The following is a 22529-nucleotide window of genomic DNA, read 5'->3' as shown; positions in this document are numbered from 1 at the left end:
CGATTAGATAATAAGCAAATTAAATTTAATATGAAAACCATGGACTTATCTCTACTTATGGAAGATTGTTATGATAAGTATAAAATACTTGCGGATAAGAAAAATCAGCAGATGGTCTTTGCGAATAAAGATGACAAGTTCCATATTATCGGTGATGCTCATAGAATAGAGCAAGTTATTAAAAATATTATTAGTAATGCGGTTAAATACAGCCCAGAAGATGCTACTATAAAACTTAATATGCGGCAACATTTTGATATGGTCCAAATTATCATCGAAGATGATGGACTAGGTATTCCTGAAGAAGATTTACCACGTATCTTCGAACGCTTTTATCGTGTAGATAAAGCTCGTTCAAGAGCTATGGGAGGAACAGGTCTTGGATTGGCGATTGTTAAGGAAATAGTAGAACATCATGGCGGTCATATTACAGTGGATTCAGTTTATGGGAAAGGGTCAACTTTCTGTATAAATCTACCGATAAGAGATGTTATTTAAAAGTTATAATGCTGTAATAATAGCGTAATAATAATAATATATAATTGAATTGTAATATGTTGTAATATAGATGGGGTGAAAGTATGCGTAAGTTGATTTACACAACAGTAATATTCATATTCGCTTTGAGCTTGTATACGATTAATGCAAGTGCTGCTACCCCTATGTCTGAAAAGGCTGAAAAACTGCAGCAATTGATTCAAGAGGATAAGGAAGCTCTTTTAGAGCAACTTGATGCAATAGACCAAGAATTTTATACCATCATTGCCAGCGAAGATGGAGAAGAAAACTTAACCGAAGAAGAGGTTGAGGAAAAAGAAATAGAGTACGATCAAATGAAAAATGATGCCATTAATACCATCGGTGAAAATGTACTTTATTTAACAGAGGGTTTTGACAATCTGGAAACCTCTACATTCAATGAGAATAAAACTTTATCAATGGAAGCTTCTGAAGGAACAATTCTTGAGATTTATGTTATGGATGAAGATGGTAACCAGGCAATGTCTATTCAACCATCTATCATTGGTGCTTCTGAAATGTATGATATAACTATCGAGTTAAATGGTATTGAATCCAGTTCCGATTTTACTGAAAGAATTGATAAAATCAATCCATCTAGTGAAGAGTTAAAATATATCATTATTATCTATGTACGTTATGATGAAGATGAATATGCAAGAGAGTTCATCGTTAATCGTAAATCAGAAGATACAAAGAATTATCTAGAAGGCTTTGATGTGATAAGAGTTTTAAAACCAGCTCAAGAGGTTAATGATCAAGGTGATCACAATGAACAAGTTGCGGAATAATTTATATACTGTTGTTTTAATGTTATTAATTTTTACAAGTGTTTATCAGACAGGAAGGTTATGGTTTGATGGTATATCAAACTATAACCCTTTTTCTCGTGATGTTATTTTTGGTACTTTTAATACGGTTTCCTATGCTTCAAAAGGTAATGATAGTACTTATAATATTACACAACCACAAGAAATGATTGTGTACTTATCATCCACTGATCCAAGTTTTGCTGTTATTGAAAATTCAGGTGGGGACTATAAAACACTTTATACAAAATCTCTTGAAATATTAAAATCTTTTACCAGTACTGAGCAACAGATTTTAGATGTGGACTATGATGCTTTCTGGGAAGGGGTACAAGGGAGTCTAATCTTTAAGTATGACTATGTCGTTTCTAATGACATTTATAATAAGGAAGTTGACATCGATAATAAAATAGACATTAGTCTTATAGGTGGAATTGATACAATTGTTATTGAACTTATTAAAACTGCAAATCAAGATGTCCATGTCTATCTGATTAATAGCGAAAATAAGCAAATGATTCAATTAACACAGACCATTGATTCTGCTCTATTTAATGAGCTTTATAAAATTGAAGATAAGGTCATTTATGACGAATATTTTGATACAAAAGTGAATATTGAATTCGCTTATTTGTCAACTGAAAAAACGAATAAAAAGCAATTTGAAGGCCAAAACTTATTCCTCAGAGTACCGAGATCCATAAGTTCCTATTATTTAAAAGACAGTCAATTCATCGATATAATTAAACCTTTTGTAGCAAAAAATAAAGTTGATAATGATGAGTTTTCTGAGTATGCCCAAAGTTTCTTTAATCATCTACCTCAGCATACAAAAGATGAAAACGAACAATATTATTTGTATTGGGATAGCAGTGCAAGTATAAAATATAACATAGACGGTTTATTAGAGTATAATCGTACTATAGACAGTGATGTTAAGTTACAAGAAATATCAAAGGCTTATGATGTAGCTATGGACTTCATGAAGCAATATTCAAAATGGAAAGAATTTTATTTAGTCAACTACGAAATTGGATTGGCAGAAGAAGTAACATTCTACTTTGAATATCGATTAGATGATTACCCACTACTTATTGAAGGTTTAGATCAAATTGGACTTACATACCCAGCACAAGTAACTGTCAGTGGTAATCAAGTAGAAAATGCTAAAATGTATATGATTCAACTTGGAGTTAACGGTAGTAACAAAAATATCAGTTCTAAAGACTATTATAATGATGTTTTAGACCGTGAAGCTGTAAAAGATCATATTGAAGATATATATATCGCCTACGTAACTGAAGTTGGTGAAGAAAATATTGAAATGAATTGGATTATTGAACTTACTGGATCTGAAGAAAATATAAAAGTTCCTATAGAGTTGGAGGAATAATATGGAGTGGATAAAAATTAAAAAATATTTAATCGCTATCTTTTTATTCATTAATTTATTTTTATTTGGATTCAATTACCTTATTGAAAGAAATAGGTATACATTATCTTCAAATGACAATAATCTATTAAAGGAAGTTGTATCCGATAATGGTATGCCAATTTATACAAAATACCCTAATGATTTTTATCCTATGTCCCAGCTTATGATGCAGGAATATCATTTTAACGAAAAAGAAATTGCTGACCAAGTTTTTACTGCAGAGTCTAAAGTAAGCAATTATGATAATGGCAAAACAACATATACTAATATTAATAACGAAGTTGAAAAATTAATTTTTGATCAACAACGGATTAATTATGTCAATGAAGATGGGAAGTTTGATATTAATGACAAAAACAATATTCGTGATGAAGCCATTACTTTAGCCAAAAAGTTCGCCTCTTTATTAACTAATGATGAGTATGATTTTGTATATCTTGCTTATGATATGAAGAAAGAAAATGAAATTTACGAAGTAACATTATGTGAAGAATATAAAGGTAACAAAATCTTTAGTAATTATTTAAAAGTTATAGTTACTAAAGAGGGGATTATTGAAGCAGAATATGAACATTATGCACCTACTGGGTACTTAGGAAGTGAAAGAGAAATTTATCCAGTTGATGAAGTATTATATAATGTATTATACTATATTGAGGAAAATTATGAAAATGCTAATTTTGCATTAGAAGATATAGATAAAGGGTATTATACGAATAACATTATCATTGATTATGAAGCTACAGCAAATCCAAGTTATCGTATTCCTTTAATGAATCTTAATACAGGACAATCACAAATCATTTTTGTTGATGCATATACCAATGAAATTACGAAGATTATAGATGAAGAATCCTTCTCTAATGAAATTACACAAAATTAACAAAAATTCAGCTTTAATTTATGCAATTTTAATGATATAATATATAGATGGGGAAAATATAAAATTTGAGGTGCAAGAATGGATCAATTGATTATAAACGGAAAAAAAAGACTAAGTGGAGATGTTTCAATAAATGGTGCTAAAAATGCTGCAGTAGCTATCATTCCAGCGGCATTGTTAGTTAATGATGTATGTATAATAGAAAATGTACCCCATATCGAAGATGTAAGTAATCTTGTAACAGCTTTAAATTATTTAGGGGTAGATGCAAAATTTGTTGATAACAATACATTAAGAATAGATAGTCGTAATATGGAAAATGTTTGTGCAGATTATGATTGTGTAAAAGGTATGCGTGCATCTTATTATTTGTTAGGAGCTTTATTAGGTAGATTTAATCGTGCTGAAGTATCCTTTCCAGGTGGATGTGACTTTGGGACAAGACCTATTGATCAACATATCAAAGGTTTTAATTCTTTAGGAGCTGAAGTTAATCTAGAACATGGAATTATCCAAGCTGAGGCGAAAGAATTAGTTGGTACGAGCATTTATTTAGATGTTGTGAGTGTAGGTGCTACTATTAACATAATGCTTGCAGCAGTTAAAGCAAAAGGAACTACAATAATTGAGAACGCAGCAAAAGAACCTCACGTAGTTGATACAGCCAATTTCTTAAATAGTATGGGCGCTAATGTTAAAGGTGCTGGTACAGATGTTATTAAGATAACAGGTGTTGAAGAATTACATGGTGCTAATTATATGATTATACCAGATCAAATCGAAGCTGGTACATACATGATCGCTGGTGTTATTACTGGTGGAGATGTTACCGTAAAAAATGTCATTCCTAAACACATGGAAGCTATTACAGCTAAACTCATTGAAATGGGTGTTAAGGTAGAAGAACAGGATGAAGCTATACGAGTAATAGCTGATGAACCACTAAAAAGTATAAGATTAAAAACATTACCCTATCCAGGATTCCCAACTGATATGCAACCTCAAATGGCAGTACTTCTGGCTAGTGTAGATGGTACAAGTATTATAACTGAAAGTGTATGGGAAAGTCGATTCCAATATACTGATCAATTGAATAGAATGGGAGCTAAAATCGTTGTAGAAGGTCAATTAGCTGTCATCGAAGGCGAAAAAGAGTGCTTATCTGGTGCAAAGGTAAAAGCAACAGATTTAAGAGCTGGAGCTGCAATGGTAATTGCAGGACTTATAGCTGAAGGAGCAACAACAATTACAAACGTAAAATACATCGATAGAGGCTATGAACATATGGTTGAAAACCTTGAAAGACTCGGTGCTGATATAAAGAGAGTAAAACAAGACGCATAGTTGAAAAACTATGCTTTTTTCTTTTATAAAAAAGAATAAGTATTATTATGTCATATTAGAAATATGTCCCAGGAAATAATTTCACAAAGTCATAGGAGTGTAGGAGTCTTTATGAGAATAACAATCATATCTGTAGGAAAAATAAAAGAAAAGTACCTTAAGTTAGGTATAGATGAATTTAAGAAACGACTTAGTAAGTATTGTAAGCTGGACATGATAGAAGTTGCAGATGAAAAAACACCTGATAATATGAGTAGTGTTGAAGAAAAACAGCTGAAAGATAAAGAGGGTAATAGAATTCTAAAGCATATTAAAGGGACAGAGTTCGTCATATCACTAGCTATTGATGGAAAGCAATATGCTTCTGAAGAATTAGCAGATTGGATGCAAAAATTGGCTGTTCAAGGTAACAGTCATTTAGTATTTATCATAGGCGGTTCCATTGGTATATCGGATGAAGTGTTAAATCGAGCTAATGCCAAACTAAGCTTCTCTAAAATGACCTTCCCTCATCAACTTATGCGCTTGATTTTATTAGAACAAGTATATAGAGGATTTAGGATTATTAACGGTGAACCGTATCACAAATAAGTGAGTTTTTTATGACAGGGTTGTGTGTGCCTTGCCTGTGCTTACCAAAATCCATCACTTTTTGGAAGAGAAGATGTTGAATTTTGGTTTACAAAAAATGTTATGTACCGAGTAAAGGGGTTTTTGTGATGAAATCATTTGTGCAGTATAAACTATTTCTAATGTGTGATGGTGAACTATACCATGAGTTCATATCTTATTAAATCTACTTGAATTAAAGACCATCCCTTAATGAGATGGTCTTTGATCCACATGAGTTTGTTAGAAAGTTGGGTTGCTATTATTGATACTTCCTCCTGTCATTAAGAACAACAGTCTTGAGAAAGTATCAATTGGTTGGATTGCGTCCCAGTGTTCTACCAGTTTTCCATCTTTTAAACGAAATGTATCAGTAATAATGAAACCTTTATTCTCATTGCCCCTGTGCTTCGCCGTCATTGTGGTATGACTATGCAAGAGAATGAAATCACCATCAGCATATATTCGCTTCACATCAAAAGAATATTCTGGGAATCTTTTGGTCAGTGTTTTCACATAACCAATAAGTCCTGATATTTCATTTGGTATAGCTCTGTTGTGTTGTGTGTATGAACCATTACCATATTTTTTTATCGTGTAGTCAAAGTCATGTTCATTCATCAAATGTTGAAAGAAGTCCACGACGATTTTTGCATTTTCTGTTTCTTGTTCTGTCCAATTTTCTTGTAAATGTTTGTTGATATCAATTATTGGATATCTTTGTGATTGACTCATTATAAGCCTCCTATTCTCATTTATATTTTTTAAATTGATATAGTAACCTTTTTCTGAGGAAAATAATTAGACCGGATTACTTATTTATATATTAATATATTTTTCATTTATTGTCAATGAGAATTTGTCTAGATTTTCATTGACAATTATCGAAAGAAGAAGTAGTATATAAGTAAACCGGTCTTATATTTGGTTAGGAGGAAATATGTCAAAATACAATAGAGAGGAAATTCTGCAATCTGGTGTTGAAATTCTAACGATGAAGGGGTTTTCAGGGTTAGGCGTTCAGCACGTATTAAAATCTTGCGGGATTCCCAAAGGATCCTTTTACAATTTCTTTGAAAACAAAGATGCATTTGTTATCGAAGCAATAAAGCTTTACAACAGAAAAGTAAAATTCATTTTGGAACAGATAGATAATGATAGCACTATGAATCCCATTGAGAAGATTACGAAGTATTATTCTATTTCGAATGATTTCTTTTTCAATAACGGCAACCTTAGAACATGTCCTATGATGAATATTGTTTCAGATGATGTGGAAAATGAAGCCATTGTCCAGTTAATTCATAGCAGTATAGATATGCACAAAGGTTTCATAGCAAAATGGATTGAGAGCGCAACGACCTTGGAACTCATCTCAAATCAAATAGATCCTGTTCGATTGACACATATGATTTATGATAACTATCATGGTGCAGTATTGAGGATGAAATATGAGAATTCAGAGTTACCACTCAACAACTTCATTAGTAATGCACTACCATTTTACTTAAGGTAAAGTGGTTATATTTTCTCAACACTAAGTAGACTGGTCTAAATAAATTGAAAGTAAGGAGATGAGTATTATGAATTTCGAAAATCTGCAAGTATCTAAAGCACTAGAGCTAAGAAACATGACAATCAAGAATAGAATTGTAAGATCAGCGACGCATAGTATGCTTGGTAATCTTGATGGGACCATCAGCGCAGATGAGCTTAAAATGTATGATGAGTTGGCATCCAATGAAATCGGGCTCATTATTGCAGGACAGTTTTTCGTTTCAAAGGACGGTATTGTTGCACCGGGTTCAAATGAACTGATTAATGACGATCATGTTAACCATGCAAAAAAAATCAAGGAAATTGTAGAGCCGAATGACACGAAGGTTATTGCACAACTCAACCATGCAGGTATCGAAGCTTATTCACAAGATCCATTCGGACCGTCTAAATTTAATCTAGAAGATGGTAGAGTTGCAAGAGAGATGACGATTGATGAAATTACTAGAGTGAAAAGTGATTTTATTGACGCCGCTGTACGTGCACAAAAATCCGGAATGGATGGTGTGCAATTACACGCTGCTCATGGGTATCTTTTATGCGAATTTCTGAAGCCATCTATCAATAAGCGTACGGATAACTATGGTGGAAGTTCAGAAAACAGATTTAGAATTGTACGTGAGATATTGGAAGAAATTAAAGAAGCCTGTGGGAAAGCTTATCCAGTGTTCATAAAGATCGATTCCAATGATCTGATAGAAACTGCTACGTATAATGAGGATCTAGATTACATGATGTTTCAGTTTGAGACACTTGGTATAGAAGCGGTTGAATTCAGTGGTTCAGATTTCGCAACGAAGAAATATTCTGATCATAATTATTTCTTGGATCGTGCCCTTGAGATCAAAGGTGATAGGAATATCGCGACTATGGTTGTTGGGGGTGTAAGAAACTTCAATGATATGGAAACTGTATTAACATCAGGTATAGATATGGTTTCATTGTCTAGACCATTTATCACTGAACCAGACCTTATTACACGTCTAAAAAAGGGTCAGGAAAAATCACGTTGTGTTAGCTGTAGCAAGTGTGCGTCTGCTGGTAGAAAAAGATGTATTCTGAATACGCTTTAAGTTATTAAGGAAGGCCGTATGATTTCTGATTTAGATCATACGGCCTTCCTTAATAAATCATAATTGGGCGATCTTGTTGAAACCGATGATGATACTGTTGATTTAGATTATGCAAAAAAATATGTCACCTACTTGAATAGCCTTGCTCATGTATTGTAGATTTACTATGTGAGGCCGCGTTAAAGTACTGTTTTGAATTCTCTGATGTTTTTAGTCCTCCATCAACTATTATAGATATTAAAACTTCTTTCGGTAATGTACTCATAAAAAATCTCCTCTCTGGTTTTAATTATTATTCTAATTATCACCAGAAAAGAGATTTATTTTTCACTAAAGCACAGATTTTATTACATTCACAATTCTTCATGAGTTAGCCGTAAATAAAGATAATTTTATTTTGACGTAGAATTTAGGTATTAATATTTCCTACCTTAATGCTTATTTCAATCAAATAGTTTTTAGATCCACTAGTTGAGGCTTCATCGAGTACAGGTATTTCATAAAAAGGACTACAGACTTCATATTTTTTACTATTGATGAAGTTAATGAAATTATTATAGATTGTTGATATGTTTTCATTACCTGCACAATAGAAAGTTAAATATGTTCCTTTTTCTTTTACGTGAAGTGATTTAATTCCTTTTTTAGATACTAATCTAAAGTAGTATTTATTGTAATTATTGAAATCTAGATCTCTACCACTTTTAAAATCTAAAATTTTACCTAAATTATTGTAAGTATCAATGTTGTTTTCAAAGCATAATCTTTCAAGATTTGCTATGCTATAAATTATATCTTTCTGCGATAAGTTTGATATATCTTCAGTTGTAACTAAAAACTGCTCTTCACACTCTATCATATAGTATTTATTAATTTCTACTTGCAGAGCTTTTTCGGTTATTACTTGAGTATTTTTCATAATATTTTTAATATGTTTTAGTTTTTTAATTTTTTTATTAATGATTTTTTCTTGCTCACCCAATAGGTTTAATAGTTCTTTTGGGCTTCTTTTTGATAAATAACTTTTAATTTCCTTAGAAGTCATTCCTATTTCTTTTAGAGAAACAATAAGGAAGAAAACTTCTATTTGTTCTTCTGTATAATATCTATACCCATTGTCATCTCTGAACGCAGGTTCAAATATTTTCTCTTTTTCATAATGAAATAATGTGTTTTTAGTTGTATGGCAGATTTTCGCAAATTCACCAGTTGAAAACTTTATTCTAATAATTATAAATACCTCCTTGACTATATTGTTACAATATACTTTACAATGATTATAGTAGCAAATATACAATGAAAAATCAAGATAGGAGGTTTTACAACAAGCCCTTTAAACCAAAATTTAACTTAGTCATACTATCAAGATTAGTGATACCAACAGTTATCATTATTAATCGAAGTATCTGTTAACAGAAATACGAATGTATATGATCAGGCAATAACGGCTTTAATCTATTTTCTTATAGTTATTTATTTATGAGATTAAATATTTTATTATTAATTTCTTTACTACAATTACAAACAGCAAGACTTCATTTCTTTTATCACTAATGAGAACTCTTGTATTTGTTTTAATTGGAAATCTATTATTACCTAAAATATTTAGTATAGATGGCATATGGTTATCTGTACCGACAGCTGAATTATTATCAATTATGTTATTATTGTTTTATTATGTGAAATACTGGACAACAAAAAAAGAAAAGGAGATTTATTATGAAATCAAAAGATTTAATTAAAGAAGTACTTAACAATCAATTACTTATGACATTATCAACTGTTACAAGAGAAGGGAACGCTAAATCAAGATTATTAGAATTTGCAATAAATAACGACAATAACGCTTTATACATTCTCACACATAATCAAAGTAACAAAATTAATGAGATTAAATTTAATGAAAAAGTGTATATAACAATATATAGTGGTGCAAATACACTTGATGAAATAGCTGGTATTTCATATATTAATATAGATGGAATAGCAAAAATCATTGATGAAAAGAAAGAATTTGAATTAGGAACTAATCTAGTGTTTGAAAAGTATCCAATGTTAAAAGATTTCCTTACAGACCTTACTGAGATGAATCTAGTTAAAGTTATATTTTCATCTGTATTCGTACCAAATGAAACTGGTATGATGGATGAGATTAAATACTAATAGTTAATAAAAAGACTAGCTCTCATTGGATTTCAGTAAATTATTTCTAGCTTATACTAAAGGTAAAAAAGGTGATATAGCTTTATAAACAGACATGGGGACAGGGTCTTTTCTTGTAAAAGAAATTGGTCATTCAATATCAGACAAATCCCTGTCCCTCTGTCTGCTAAATACAAAGAGTAATGCAAAACAGCCGTTGGATGCAGTACGGTGAGCCATATCATAAATAACGGCTTTTTTTGAATTTGCTTTTCATACCTATATATAATGGAGTGTTATTAAGAACTAAAACTGATTAAATAGGCATGATTGCGTTTAAGTAAATAAATAAGAAGTTCTAGAGAGCCAATAAGAGAATAAACATCTTATTGGCTCTTTAAATAAGTCAAGTGTAGATACTATCTATAGAGTGCAAGTCCGAACACAGAAGTGATATAACATCAATTTTACTATTCTTGGTGCCATGCAATTGATAATCATTACACTTATAAAGAAGGATTGACATTTTGAGAAATTATGTTATTATAAAAAGTGAACTATGTTCAAAGTTTGAAAAGAGGTGATACTTATCTATAAAAAAAGTGCTAAAACTGAAAAAAGAAAAGCAGATAAAAAGCAAAAGATTTATGAAACATCATTAGAGCTTTTCTTAGAAAAGGGTTATTATAATACCTCTATCAGAGATATTATTTCCAAATTAGATATCTCTATTGGAAGTTTTTACAATTACTTTGCTAATAAAGAAGAGTTATTCCTTGAAATTTATGAGGATTTCTCCAATAGGATATTTCAAATAGTTTGGAAAGCCACTGATACATATCTTGAAAAACCTTTGGAATATATTGTTAGAAGCATTTCAATAACTTTATTAATGATTCATAAATATAGAAGAGAAGCCATTCTATTAAGACTAAAGGAAGTAGGAAATAATAAGTTATTTGAAGATAATGTTAGGAAATTTACAGAATATGCTTATTTAGGTACGGAAAAAACACTAGAAAGATTTCGAGATAACCACAATCTAAAAATTATGGATATAAAAATAACTGCGATATGCTTCATAAGTTCTATTGACGCTATTATATTATATATGTTAAAGAATGAAGTAGAACAAGAAATCTCTGAACTTGCTATTCCACTTATTAGTTATAATCTAAACTCGCTAGGTATTGATTTTGATAAAAAAATAGTAGAAACAATATATAACGAGTTAGAGAAAAAGTTTGAGTCAGATGTCTTTTTTACTAATGAATAATACATAGTAAGATTTGGTTTGATTGATAAAATGAAAGAGTTTCTACAAAATTAAAAATATTGGGATTGAAGTGACAAATGTAATTAAGCAATAAGTAACAAGATACATAAGAAAAAATAAGGAGGACAAGTAATGAAGAGAAATATTATACTAGGTATATTAGCCACATTATTGGTAGTTATAATCAGTGGGTTCCATTACCTAGAAGTAGATGCAAACGGTTACGTAGATGGTACAATTACCATAGACGAAACATTTACTTCTGGTAGTCTAGGAGATGCAATAGAAACTGTAGTATCTGATCTTGATGCTGTTACATCCTTAACAATCACAGAAGGAGTTGTCAATAGCACCGACTTTAATTGGATTGGTGCCAATCTGATTTATATTGAGAAGTTGGAAATTATTGAAAATGCAACAGTGGATAGTGGAACGGACTCATCGGTAGATACGGATACTGCTGACAATACCGTGCGAGCAAATAGAATTATGACTGTAGGGGAATTTGAGTATTTAACAGAAATAACAATTTCATCAGCTACAGCCCTTGGGGAATATGCTTTTAATGGTTGCTATGAATTGGAGGAAGTGTCTCTACCTAACGTTGTTACAGTTGGTAAGGGGGCATTTGATAGCACCAATCTTACTAGTATAAGTTTACCCTTGGCTACAACTTTAGGAGATAATGCATTTGCTTACTGTTTATCATTGAAGAGTGTGTCGCTACCCAATGTTATCACAGTTGGCAATGGAGCATTTACATATGCCGAGGAGCTCACTAGTGTAAGTTTACCATCAGCTACTATTCTGGGAGATGAAGCATTTGCTTACTGTGCATCATTGGAAAGCATAGACCTACCCAAGGTTATCACAGTTAGTGATGCAGCATTTGCATGTGACAATAAACTTACTAGTGTAACTTTACCATCAGCTACAACAATAGAGGATGAGGCATTTATTGACTGTGAATCATTGGAGAGCATAGATCTACCTAAAGTAATTACAGTTGGTAAAAGTGCGTTTAGAGATAATTATAGCCTTAGTAGCATAAACTTGCCATTGGCTACTACCATAGAATATTATGCATTTGATTCATGTAATGCATTGGAGAGTGTATCTCTACCTAAAGTAGAAACAGTTGGTGAAGGGGCATTTAGACAGAGTAATCTGACCAGTATAAGTTTACCATCGGCTACTACCTTGGGAGATAGTGCATTTTATGCCTGTGAAGTATTGGAGAGTGTGTCCCTACCTATAGTAGAAACAGTTGGTGATGGAGCATTTGAAGATGCCTATGAACTTACTAGTGTAAGTCTACCATATGCTACTACCATAGGAGACAAAGCATTTAGCGATTGTTTTGAACTAGCTAGTGTGGATATGCCGATGGTAGAAACTATTGGAATTTATGCTTTTGAGTTTAATTGGGAACTAACGTCACTTGAATTTCCAGAGCTTACTAGCTTGGGAACTGGAGCCTTTCTTGAATGTAATGTATTGAAAAGTATAGACATACCAAAACTTGAGATTATTCCAGATTCTGCATTTGAAAATAACTACTCACTAGTCAGCGTAAGCGCAGCTGAAGCTACAACTATTGAAACTAAAGGATTTAAATATGCTTCAAGCTTAACTGATGTATATTTTCCAAAAGTCACTACAATAGGCTCATCAGCCTTTGATTGGTGTAATTCCTTGGTCAGTATCGAATTACCTTCTGTAACATCTATGGATAGTAAGGCATTTATTGACTGTTCTTCGTTAAATGATCTTACTTTGGGTGCAACAGTTCCTAGTGTCCAATCTAATACATTCAGCAACACTAGTACGGATTCACCAACTATTCGTGTACCCTATGGAAGTGCAACGTCATACTTGAAAGATACATCCGATGGTGACGGAACGGATAGTGAATGGTATGGCTGGGCTATATATGAAATGAGTAATGACACTACATTAATTGACCTAAGTATAAGCACAGGAACATTAGACCCAATGTTTGATAGTAATATTACGGAATATACGATAGACGTTACCAATGACATAACAAGTATAGAAGTAACGCCAACAGTAACCAGTAGTGCAACGGTAACAATGGAAGGTGAACAAGTAACAAGTGGAGAAGTAGCAGAAGTAGCACTAAGTGTAGGAGCAAATGAGATAAATATTGTTGTAACAGCCGAAGACGGTAGTACATCGGAGACTGTGATAACAGTGATGAGGGAAGGCAATAATGATGCAACATTAAGTGGCTTGAATATAAGCACAGGAGCATTAGCACCTACATTTGATAGTAGTATTACTGATTATGTCGTAGATGTAACCAATGACATAAAAAGCATAGAAATAACGCCAACAGTAACCAGTACTGCAACAGTAACAGTGGAAGGTGAAGAAGTAACAAGTGGAGAAGCAGCAGAAGTAGCACTTAGCGTAGGAACAAATGAGATAAATATTGTTGTAACAGCTGAAGACGGTAGTACAACATCGGAGACTGTAATTACAGTGACTAGGGCATTTAGTAACGATGTAAAGATAAGTGCTTTGAATATAAGCTCTGGAACACTAAACCCGACATTTAATAGCAATACTACAATTTATGAGATTGATGTGACCAATGACATAACAATAATAGAAGTAACGCCAGCAGTAACCACTAATGCAACAGTAACAGTGGAAGGTGAAGAAGTAACAAGTGGAGAAGCAGCAGAAGTAGCACTTAGCATAGGAACAAATGAGATAAATATTGTTGTAACAGCCGAAGATGGCAGTACAACAGCGGAGACTGTGATAACTGTGATAAGGGCAGGAAATGATGACGCTTCATTAAGTGATTTGAGTATAAGTAGAGGAACATTAGATCCCACATTTGATAGCAGTATAGCTGAGTACAGAGCTGGTGTAGCAAATGGCATATCAAGTATAGAAGTAACTCCAATAGTAAATGACAGTAATGCAACAGTAACAGTCGAAGGAGAAGAAGTAATAAGTGGACAAGCCGCAGAAGTAGCACTAAGTGTAGGAGCAAATGAAATAAATATTGTGGTAACAGCCCAGGATGGTAATACAACAGCAGAGACTATACTCACAGTAACAAGGGCAACTTCGAGTAACAAAAATAGTGGCAACAGTAGCAGTGATAGTACAACAGAAGCTACAGACACTACTGATATTATTATAGAACAGTTTGAAAGCGAAAAAGGGGAAGCAGTAGTCGAAGTTACAGTGGAAGATAATGAGACCATTTCAGAAGATGTATTTGAAACCTTAAAAGAAGAAGGTGGAAAATTAGTTATTGATGGTGACTGGTATCAGTGGGAATTTGATGGTCAGTCAGAAGTTGAAGAGGAAGTTAATGCGGACTTTGAACCTTCTATAGAGATTGTTGATAAAGATGAAGTGGATATAGAACTAGATGATGAAAAAGGCTTTATTATCAAGACAAAATATGAAGGTAAATTACCAATTAAAGCTAAGATAAAATTTAAGGTAGAAAAATTTGCAAATGATCAAACAGTCTACATGTATTATTATAACGAAACAACAGGGAAGCTTGAACTTTCAGGAACTGCAGTTAATGAAGATGGTCAGGCTGAGTTTGAGATTACCCATTGTTCCATTTATACAATCACTGAAAAACCTGTACTTAAAGAAGGATACGAGAATATTGCATATGTTAGTGGGTACAGTGATGGTACCTTCCGCCCAGATCAATCTCTATCTAGAGCAGAAGCAGCAGTTATGCTAAGTAGATTATTAGAGAGTGAAGGTATACAGGGAGAAAGTAAATTTTCTGATACTGATATGTGGGCAGAGGAAGAAATCGTTATACTTAGTGAGTTAGATGTGATTAATGGTTATTCAGATGATACATTTAAACCTAATAATGATATCACAAGAGGGGAACTAGCAGTTATTATGTCAAAGATTTTAGGGCTTGACATAAACGAAGACAAAGCAGGTTTTACCGATACAGAGAATCATTGGGCTGAAAATGCTATTGGTGCATTACGAGAAGATGGTATAGTAAATGGATACAGTGATGGTAGCTTCAAACCTGATGCTGTAGTAACACGTGTTGAAGCCATAGCTATGATAAACAGGGTCTTTGAAAGAGAAGATGATGAAGCAAAGGTTTATGATAACCTATTTAGTGATATAGATAATAACCACTGGGCATTTTATTTAATCATGAATGCAGCAGGACAATAAAAAGAGTATTAATAGATAAGACCGCTATAATATTGCGGTCTTAATTTTTTTATGTTTGCTTACTTTAATAAATACATAGTGTAGTGATAGGAAAATTAGCGCTCCTTAGGTATGCAATGATTTGTTGAGTTCGTAACTATATTTTGCCATATAAAAACCGACCTCTATCAGTTAGATTTTAGGTCTAACTTCTGGGGGCGGTTCATAAGGATAAGTGCTTTTTAAGGTATTTTAATAATTCATTTCAAGATTATTATTATCAGGAATGTAGATATATCTACTTTTCACAAGGATAATCCCGTCACCTTTCAATGAATTTATGATATTCGTAACCATAACTCTCGATGCATTTACGAGATTGGCAATGTCCTGATGACTTAATATAATGTTAATTTTTGTTCCTGACTCAGTCGGTTCACCATGTTCATCAACTAACTTCTTTATTATATTAAGTATTCTACCTTTCACGTCGTTGAAAGCTATATTAGCCATATGTTCAGTGTAAGCGTTTAACTTGTTAGTTAGTTGTTTAATAATTTTTAGAGAAATCATTGGATTTTTTAATAACTCGAGGAAGTCATCTTTTGTACAAACACAAACGAAAGTATCCTCTAGAGCTTTTGCACTAAATGAATGTAAAGACTCATCAAAAATTGTATTTTCTCCGAAAATATCATCACCTTTTAAGATATCTAACGACATTTCTTTACCATCTACTGAAACCTTATATAAAAGTATGCGTCCTGAGCGAATGAAATAGATTTTGTCACATGGCATTCCCTCCATGAAAATTGATTGCCCCTTTTTGAAAAAGACTGGGCGTGCAAAACGCACAACCATTTTTTTTTCAGAATCGTCTAAAGCACTGAAAATCTCCAAGTCCTTCATACATTTAATTTTATTTTGAGTCATCTTTAACCTCATTTCATATTAGTATAAGTATTGCATCTAGTCTTCATTATAGCATAACCATAAGGTCAGTACCAAATGATCAAAAGGGTTCCCAAAAATAACCTTCCATTCGTATATTTTATAAGCAGATACTTTGTGTATATCACTAGTGATTACTGCATTCTACATAAATTATCTTTATACAAGTTCGATGTTGGGATAGAAAAATGGAGACAGATGAATCTAAATATACACCGTTACTGTTCTTGTCGTGGATTGTGCAAATAACCAGGTAGTAATTTAGTATTGAAAGTGTGGTACAATAAATAACAGAAAGGATGAGGTTTGATGAAAACCGGTCTTATGGACAAGATCTAACAGTTAGATTGGAAGCAACAGATACTCAAAAAGTAATAAAACCTGTTTTTGTTGTGGAAAACTGGGGAAATCAATTAGCAGATAGTATTCTTGTAGATGATAAAATTCTTGTTGAAGGTGTTGACTTTAGACAAGGATTAGAGGATGATAATTTAGTAATATGGTTTAATCAAGAGTACGTAAGTTCGACTGTTGTTAACATTGAGAAGAAGTAGTAAGAACTTATGTTTAAGTGATAAGGAGTGGTTACGATGAATTTGTATATGATAAGTTTAGGTGGGAAAGTTAAAGGTGCAAATATTGAGGTTCATGATGTGCAGTTTGTGGTTGCAGATCATATTGACAATACGATGAATTTGGTAAAAGAAAAATGGTATGGAATCCAAGAAAAATTGCATATGGATAGCTATGCCTTAATAGTTGGCGCTAATGGTTATAGAGTTAAATTATCAAAGCAAAAGTCTAATTCGAGTAAAAGACTATATTTTGTACAGATGGGTGGTTATAATAAATCTTTAACACAAGAAGTGCATAGCGTAGGCTTTTTTGTTGCTGAAACACTTGAAGAAGCAAAAAAGAAGGCTTTGAAAGAGGTGGATCTGTTTGAAGAAGAGGGTCATGTTGATCAGGTTGTTGATATTCAATCATGTCTCTTATCGAATATAGAAGACGCACACTATATTGAACTTGAAGAAACTGGAGAGGAATTCGATTTACGTCCTGACTGGTTTGGATATAGAAGGTTAGATAGATAGGTCATGGTTAGTGTTTATAATTGTTAACATCTTAGAGTGTTTGGGTTGACAATTGTGTTTCTAAATTATAATATTATAATTATAGTTCATACTAAATCTCAAGGAGCTATATGTAGTTTAGAACATAATCTAATCAAAAATCCGTTAACAGATACATTTGCACTTATTAGATTAACAATCAAAGAACAGTTAGGAGTATAATATGATTTGGTATCCATATACACAGATGAAAACCATGACAGAACCCATTGACATTATTGGTGCTGAAGGCATTTACTTATATACTAAAGACAAAAAGCTCATTGATACCACGACGTCTTGGTGGAGTGTTATCCATGGCTACAACCATCCTGAAATTAATGATGCTTTAAAGAAACAAGTAGATAAATTCTCCCATGTCATGTTGGGTGGCTTAACTCACGGACCTGTTAAAGCCCTTTCTGAGAAGTTGGTTGAACTCCTTCCAGAGGATCTAAACCATTGTTTTTACTCGGATTCAGGTAGTGTTGGTGTTGAAGTGGCTTTAAAAATGGCCGTGCAATATTTCTTCAATCAAGGTCAAGCTGAAAAGAAAAGCTTTGTTGCTTTAAAATATGCCTATCATGGTGATACGTTTAAAACTATGGCTGTAGGTGATGATGAAGATTATCACCTTGCCTTCCCCGAAAAGGAGGGGATTTATCATATTTCTACCAACGCCAATGAGTTGAAATCTTTACTTGAAGCTAAGCATCAAGAGATTGCTGCTTTTATAGTCGAACCTCTATTGCAAGGTGCTGGCGGTATGCGTATGTACGATATTGATTTTTTGGAAAAAGCTCGACAGATATGTGATGATTACAACGTCTTATTCATATTCGATGAAGTGGCAACAGGTTTTGGGCGTACTGGCCATATGTTTGTTAGTGATTTGGTTTGCCCTGATATTATTGTTTTAGGTAAAGCTCTAACAGCTGGATATATAGGGCATGCAGTGACAATAGCCAGCGATCAAGTATTTAATGGGTTTTATTCTGATCAACCCGAACATGCTTTTATGCATGGTCCAACGTTCATGGGCAATCCTTTAGCCTGTGCTGTTGCACTAAAATCCATTGAAATTTTTCAACGTGAAGATTATTTATCTAAAATTAAGTGGATAGAATCGACCCTCAAAGCTACATTTAAAGACTTCTCATCTGATAAAGTCAAAGAAGTACGAATCCTCGGTGCCTGTCTTTGCATTGAAGTTTACGACCCATGTGACTTAAAAGGATTTAAAGATTTTGCATTAGAACATGGTATTCACAGCCGTCCCTTTATCAAATACATGTATGGGATGTTTCCATACATCATAGAGGAAGAGGAACTTTTAAGAGTCTGCAATGTTTATAAGCAGTGGTTTGAAGAGGGTGACCATAAACTATATTGATAAGCTCAATTGTCTATGGTCATTAGAATATCTAAGCTAATTATAGTTTAGCAAGTTCAACGATAGTCTCTCCAACTTCCTCGGCGCTATTAAATGGGAAATGACTATTATTCAGTAGCGTCCCAGCTTGACCTGCTGTGATGATTAATTCACCAGCTTTGCATGTTGTGTCAGCTCCGTTTGGGAATGATCCTAGTAATACATCTGGGGTCTCTATCGGGAACTCTGCATCCTTTAAATGTGCAACAATTTGGTTTTTAATAATTTCACGTACTGACATAATGATACCTCCAATATTTTTTAATCTATTTTCAATTACATCTTTAGTTTAATAGATTTTATTTTTCAATTCTGTAAAGTACTTTACAAAAATCTAAAGAAAATTAAAAGCATTTATCAAATACATCATGTATATCAGATGAATGCTTTTAGTTTAAGTTAGATATTTTGGAGTCAATCCATACTTATCATTTAGTTTCTTCATAGTATTTAGTATTCTACCTTAATATCATTGAATGCCATATTGCCATCTATTCTGAATGACCATTTAGAGTGTTGGTCCAAGGAGTAAGGTAGTTAGAAACAGACCATATCATCAAATTGTTGCACTATATAATAAAATGTTAATCCTTGACGTACAAAGAAATCTTCATATAATTAGGTGATAAGAATATCAATAATTATGTGTCATAGGAGGAACTATGAAGGATTATGTTTTAAAATACAAAGAGCCTGCCCCACTGTGTAATGAAAATCAGAGTGATATAGACCGTTCAGACAATCAAAATGATGGTTGGGAAAAATGGGCATTACCAATTGGTAACAGCTATATGGGGGTTATGGTATTTGGGCGTACAGTGACCGAGCGTTGGCAGTTTACAGAAAACTCATTCTGTAGACCTTCACATGGATGTCGTGAAGGAGGATTAAACAACTTTGTGGAAGTATATTTAGACTTCCATCATGATAAAGTTGAAAATTTTCAAAGAAGTTTGTCATTAAATGATGCCATCACAAGAGTCCAATATGACTATGAGGGGGTCACGTACTCCAGAGACTGTTTTTGTAGTTATAAAGATAAAGTATTCGTATCAAAAATTTCTGCAAGTAAGAAGCAGACTCTGAATTTCACTATCAGCGGTGTAACGCCGTTCTTAGAGTTGGAAAATACATATGAAGTAAGTGGAGATAAAACAGGTGAAGTAAAATACATAAGTAATGAAATGATTGTTAAAGGTACCATGAGCGGTTATCAACTTGTCTATTATGGTAAATTTCATATTCAAAACATAGATGGTGAAGTAATTACAACACCTGAAGGTATTAACATAAAACAGGCAACAGAAGTGATCATCACAGCGTCTCTTGGTACTAACTATCAGTTAAAAGAAAGCATCTTCTTGGAAAAAGATAATAACAAAAAGTTAGTCGATTCTCCTCTGCCTTATGAGAAGGTGGAAAAATGTATGCAAAATAGCTTAGGTTACAGCTATGATCAACTTTTACAAAGGCATTTAGATGATTATCATACTCTATTTAATCGCTGTGAACTTAATCTTTATGGAGAAGATGATGATATTTCAACGGATGATCTAGTCGCAACCTATCGTAGTGGTTTTAATGTGTCACAGTATCTTGAGGAACTTTATTTCCAATACGGTCGTTACTTACTTATTAGTTCATCAAGAAAAAATGCTTATCCTGCCAACTTACAAGGAACTTGGAATAGATATCATAATCCACCATGGACAGCTGGTATCTGGCATAATATTAATGTACAGATGAATTACTGGCCTGCCTTATCAACAAACGTAAAGGAAACTTTTGATGCATACTTAGACTATTTCATGGCCTATTTACCTAGAGCTAAGGAGCAAGCAAAGTTCTATGTAAAGCACAATATGCCAGAAAATTATGAAGGGGACCATGTGGATTATGGTTGGTGTATTGGTACAGGTGCATCACCTTATCATATTGGTAACTGCGGGAGTCCTCTTGAAAATCGAGTAGGGCATTCAGGACCAGGTACAGGTGCCTTTACAGCACAGCTATTTTGGGATTTATATCAATTTACAGAAGATGAAAGGATATTAAAAGAAGTTACATATCCTATCCTTAAAGGGATGTCTACTTTTTTGTCTTATACGTTAATAAAGCAAGATGGTAAATACTTAACTAAGATGTCTGCTTCACCAGAAAATCGTCATAAAGGGGTTCATCATACCACAGTAGGGTGTGGTTTTGACCAGCAAATGACTTATGAGAATTTCAAAAACACACTGTTTTTAGCTGATAAATTAGGGGATGATGGTCCAATTATCAAAAAGATTAGAAATTTAATTGATAAATTAGATCCTGTTCAAGTTGGTGCATCAGGTCAGATTAAGGAGTATAGAGAAGAAACCTATTATTCCGAGTATGGTGATCCTTTACATAGACATATATCTCAACTTGTATGTATTCATCCACTGACGATTGTTAATTCGTCAACACCTGAGTATGTTGATGCAGTTAAAAGAACCCTTGATTTGAGAGGTGATGAATCAACGGGTTGGGCCATTGCCCATCGCTTAAACGTCTGGGCTAGAACAAAGGATGGAGAACGTTCCTATAAAATCCTATTATCCCTTTTGAGAAAAGGAACATTAACTAATTTGTTAGATACCCATACACCTTATCAGATTGATGGTAATTTAGGTGGCACAGCTGGAATTGCTGAAATGCTATTACAAAGTCACGAAGGCTATATTGAGGTTATTCCTGCTATTCCTGGTCGTTGGCATAAAGGGGAGTTTAAAGGACTTGTTGCACGTGGCAATTTTGTTGTTGATGCAAAATGGGAGTGCTGTGAACCAAAAGAAATAACAGTTAGTTCTAATAAAGGCAATAGAGCAGTCATCAAGTCTAATAAGATGCCAAAGACCATTCTGTGTGATGACAAATATGTTTCCTATAGTTACAACAACTCACATCTCACTTTTGAAACAGAAGTCGGTAAGAAATATATCCTTCGGTATTAATCTAAATCCTTAATATAATAACAGAGATGTAAAAGTGACTATCCTATATATTCAACGGAAAAATCAGTATGACTCATTGGAGTTATACTGATCTTTTAATATACTTTTATAGTGGTCGGCAGTATAACAAGCGTTATCATTTGTAACTGCAGTATTGTCATTAATAAACAAGAAAAAGGATAAGCAAAAAGGTTATACTAGTAATCTTAGAGAAA

At 33.1% G+C, this 22529-nt stretch carries 20 protein-coding genes; 15 read left to right on the top strand and 5 right to left on the bottom strand.

Annotated features, from left to right (window positions below; genetic code table 11):
* Positions 1-30 precede the first annotated feature (30 nt).
* From C1Y58_RS27265 to rlmH, 6 genes are all read left to right on the top strand, one after another.
* Complete coding sequence (locus C1Y58_RS27265; RefSeq protein WP_408646599.1) at positions 31-498, top strand: sensor histidine kinase; 468 nt, start codon at positions 31-33, stop codon at positions 496-498.
* 83 nt (positions 499-581) lie between these two features.
* On the top strand, positions 582-1310 hold the full coding sequence (locus tag C1Y58_RS17185) for a hypothetical protein (RefSeq protein WP_105617325.1): 729 nt from the start codon (positions 582-584) through the stop codon (positions 1308-1310).
* A complete protein-coding gene (locus C1Y58_RS17180; RefSeq protein WP_105617324.1) occupies positions 1291-2721 on the top strand; it encodes a hypothetical protein in 1431 nt (476 codons plus the stop codon). Before C1Y58_RS17185 ends, C1Y58_RS17180 begins: the two co-directional genes overlap by 20 nt.
* 1 nt (position 2722) lies before the next feature.
* The gene (locus tag C1Y58_RS17175) at positions 2723-3646 is read left to right on the top strand and encodes a two-component system regulatory protein YycI (RefSeq protein ID WP_105617323.1); all 924 of its coding nucleotides are present in this window, start codon (positions 2723-2725) and stop codon (positions 3644-3646) included.
* A gap of 78 nt (positions 3647-3724) precedes the next feature.
* The gene (locus C1Y58_RS17170) at positions 3725-4990 is read left to right on the top strand and encodes a UDP-N-acetylglucosamine 1-carboxyvinyltransferase (protein ID WP_105617322.1); all 1266 of its coding nucleotides are present in this window, start codon (positions 3725-3727) and stop codon (positions 4988-4990) included.
* A 111-nt stretch (positions 4991-5101) separates the two neighbouring features.
* Positions 5102-5581, top strand: coding sequence for a 23S rRNA (pseudouridine(1915)-N(3))-methyltransferase RlmH (rlmH, locus tag C1Y58_RS17165; protein WP_105617321.1), 480 nt, complete (start codon positions 5102-5104; stop codon positions 5579-5581).
* 261 nt (positions 5582-5842) lie between these two features.
* On the opposite strand, the gene C1Y58_RS17160 is transcribed toward rlmH, so the two are convergent.
* Complete coding sequence (locus tag C1Y58_RS17160) at positions 5843-6334, bottom strand: nuclear transport factor 2 family protein (protein WP_105617320.1); 492 nt, start codon at positions 6332-6334, stop codon at positions 5843-5845.
* 205 nt (positions 6335-6539) lie between these two features.
* Here C1Y58_RS17160 and C1Y58_RS17155 point away from each other — a divergent pair, with 205 nt between their 5' ends.
* Complete coding sequence (locus C1Y58_RS17155) at positions 6540-7115, top strand: TetR/AcrR family transcriptional regulator (RefSeq protein WP_105617319.1); 576 nt, start codon at positions 6540-6542, stop codon at positions 7113-7115.
* Positions 7116-7182: 67 nt separating this feature from the next.
* Positions 7183-8229: an oxidoreductase gene (locus C1Y58_RS17150; protein ID WP_157950170.1), complete on the top strand. Its 1047-nt coding sequence runs from the start codon at positions 7183-7185 to the stop codon at positions 8227-8229.
* A 124-nt stretch (positions 8230-8353) separates the two neighbouring features.
* Here C1Y58_RS17150 and C1Y58_RS26520 read toward each other — a convergent pair whose 3' ends face one another.
* Positions 8354-8494 carry a hypothetical protein gene (locus tag C1Y58_RS26520; RefSeq protein WP_157950169.1) on the bottom strand — a complete coding sequence of 47 codons (141 nt, stop codon included), beginning with the start codon at positions 8492-8494 and terminating at the stop codon, positions 8354-8356.
* A gap of 144 nt (positions 8495-8638) precedes the next feature.
* Positions 8639-9526 carry a MerR family transcriptional regulator gene (locus tag C1Y58_RS17145; RefSeq protein ID WP_105617317.1) on the bottom strand — a complete coding sequence of 296 codons (888 nt, stop codon included), beginning with the start codon at positions 9524-9526 and terminating at the stop codon, positions 8639-8641.
* A gap of 422 nt (positions 9527-9948) precedes the next feature.
* Between C1Y58_RS17145 and C1Y58_RS17140 the strand changes: the two genes are divergently transcribed.
* The 3 genes from C1Y58_RS17140 to C1Y58_RS17130 all read left to right on the top strand — a co-directional run bounded on the left by C1Y58_RS17140 (position 9949) and on the right by C1Y58_RS17130 (position 15859).
* On the top strand, positions 9949-10392 hold the full coding sequence (locus tag C1Y58_RS17140; RefSeq protein WP_105617316.1) for a pyridoxamine 5'-phosphate oxidase family protein: 444 nt from the start codon (positions 9949-9951) through the stop codon (positions 10390-10392).
* Between the two features lie 559 nt (positions 10393-10951).
* Entirely contained in the window at positions 10952-11647 is a 696-nt protein-coding gene (locus tag C1Y58_RS17135; protein WP_105617315.1) for a TetR/AcrR family transcriptional regulator, read from the top strand.
* Between the two features lie 132 nt (positions 11648-11779).
* On the top strand, positions 11780-15859 hold the full coding sequence (locus C1Y58_RS17130) for a leucine-rich repeat protein (RefSeq protein ID WP_105617314.1): 4080 nt from the start codon (positions 11780-11782) through the stop codon (positions 15857-15859).
* A gap of 231 nt (positions 15860-16090) precedes the next feature.
* Here C1Y58_RS17130 and C1Y58_RS17125 read toward each other — a convergent pair whose 3' ends face one another.
* Positions 16091-16771 carry a Crp/Fnr family transcriptional regulator gene (locus C1Y58_RS17125; RefSeq protein WP_105617313.1) on the bottom strand — a complete coding sequence of 227 codons (681 nt, stop codon included), beginning with the start codon at positions 16769-16771 and terminating at the stop codon, positions 16091-16093.
* A 317-nt stretch (positions 16772-17088) separates the two neighbouring features.
* On the opposite strand from C1Y58_RS17125, the gene C1Y58_RS17120 reads away from it, so the two are divergent.
* From C1Y58_RS17120 to bioA, 3 genes are all read left to right on the top strand, one after another.
* On the top strand, positions 17089-17343 hold the full coding sequence (locus tag C1Y58_RS17120; RefSeq protein ID WP_105617312.1) for a hypothetical protein: 255 nt from the start codon (positions 17089-17091) through the stop codon (positions 17341-17343).
* 36 nt (positions 17344-17379) lie between these two features.
* Entirely contained in the window at positions 17380-17883 is a 504-nt protein-coding gene (locus C1Y58_RS17115; RefSeq protein WP_105617311.1) for a DUF1543 domain-containing protein, read from the top strand.
* A 202-nt stretch (positions 17884-18085) separates the two neighbouring features.
* Positions 18086-19294: an adenosylmethionine--8-amino-7-oxononanoate transaminase gene (bioA, locus tag C1Y58_RS17110; protein ID WP_105617310.1), complete on the top strand. Its 1209-nt coding sequence runs from the start codon at positions 18086-18088 to the stop codon at positions 19292-19294.
* Positions 19295-19334: 40 nt separating this feature from the next.
* On the opposite strand, the gene C1Y58_RS17105 is transcribed toward bioA, so the two are convergent.
* A complete protein-coding gene (locus C1Y58_RS17105; RefSeq protein ID WP_105617309.1) occupies positions 19335-19574 on the bottom strand; it encodes an MTH865 family protein in 240 nt (79 codons plus the stop codon).
* A 421-nt stretch (positions 19575-19995) separates the two neighbouring features.
* Between C1Y58_RS17105 and C1Y58_RS17100 the strand changes: the two genes are divergently transcribed.
* A complete protein-coding gene (locus C1Y58_RS17100) occupies positions 19996-22314 on the top strand; it encodes a glycosyl hydrolase family 95 catalytic domain-containing protein (protein WP_105617308.1) in 2319 nt (772 codons plus the stop codon).
* The last annotated feature ends 215 nt before the right edge of the window (positions 22315-22529 follow it).

Origin of the sequence: Vallitalea okinawensis (genome assembly GCF_002964605.1) — a bacterium.
GTDB lineage: Bacteria > Bacillota > Clostridia > Lachnospirales > PQDH01 > Vallitalea_A > Vallitalea_A okinawensis.
Note: the sequence above shows the minus strand (reverse complement) of the source record. Positions and strands in the feature narration are given on the sequence as shown.

Coding starts and splice junctions, on each gene's coding strand:
- C1Y58_RS27265 (WP_408646599.1), top strand. CDS start 31: ATGAAAACCATGGACTTATCTCTACTTATGGAAGATTGTTATGATAAG.
- C1Y58_RS17185 (WP_105617325.1), top strand. CDS start 582: ATGCGTAAGTTGATTTACACAACAGTAATATTCATATTCGCTTTGAGC.
- C1Y58_RS17180 (WP_105617324.1), top strand. CDS start 1,291: ATGAACAAGTTGCGGAATAATTTATATACTGTTGTTTTAATGTTATTA.
- C1Y58_RS17175 (WP_105617323.1), top strand. CDS start 2,723: ATGGAGTGGATAAAAATTAAAAAATATTTAATCGCTATCTTTTTATTC.
- C1Y58_RS17170 (WP_105617322.1), top strand. CDS start 3,725: ATGGATCAATTGATTATAAACGGAAAAAAAAGACTAAGTGGAGATGTT.
- rlmH (WP_105617321.1), top strand. CDS start 5,102: ATGAGAATAACAATCATATCTGTAGGAAAAATAAAAGAAAAGTACCTT.
- C1Y58_RS17160 (WP_105617320.1), bottom strand. CDS start 6,334: ATGAGTCAATCACAAAGATATCCAATAATTGATATCAACAAACATTTA.
- C1Y58_RS17155 (WP_105617319.1), top strand. CDS start 6,540: ATGTCAAAATACAATAGAGAGGAAATTCTGCAATCTGGTGTTGAAATT.
- C1Y58_RS17150 (WP_157950170.1), top strand. CDS start 7,183: ATGAATTTCGAAAATCTGCAAGTATCTAAAGCACTAGAGCTAAGAAAC.
- C1Y58_RS26520 (WP_157950169.1), bottom strand. CDS start 8,494: ATGAGTACATTACCGAAAGAAGTTTTAATATCTATAATAGTTGATGGA.
- C1Y58_RS17140 (WP_105617316.1), top strand. CDS start 9,949: ATGAAATCAAAAGATTTAATTAAAGAAGTACTTAACAATCAATTACTT.
- C1Y58_RS17130 (WP_105617314.1), top strand. CDS start 11,780: ATGAAGAGAAATATTATACTAGGTATATTAGCCACATTATTGGTAGTT.
- C1Y58_RS17125 (WP_105617313.1), bottom strand. CDS start 16,771: ATGACTCAAAATAAAATTAAATGTATGAAGGACTTGGAGATTTTCAGT.
- C1Y58_RS17120 (WP_105617312.1), top strand. CDS start 17,089: ATGAGGTTTGATGAAAACCGGTCTTATGGACAAGATCTAACAGTTAGA.
- C1Y58_RS17115 (WP_105617311.1), top strand. CDS start 17,380: ATGAATTTGTATATGATAAGTTTAGGTGGGAAAGTTAAAGGTGCAAAT.
- bioA (WP_105617310.1), top strand. CDS start 18,086: ATGATTTGGTATCCATATACACAGATGAAAACCATGACAGAACCCATT.
- C1Y58_RS17105 (WP_105617309.1), bottom strand. CDS start 19,574: ATGTCAGTACGTGAAATTATTAAAAACCAAATTGTTGCACATTTAAAG.
- C1Y58_RS17100 (WP_105617308.1), top strand. CDS start 19,996: ATGAAGGATTATGTTTTAAAATACAAAGAGCCTGCCCCACTGTGTAAT.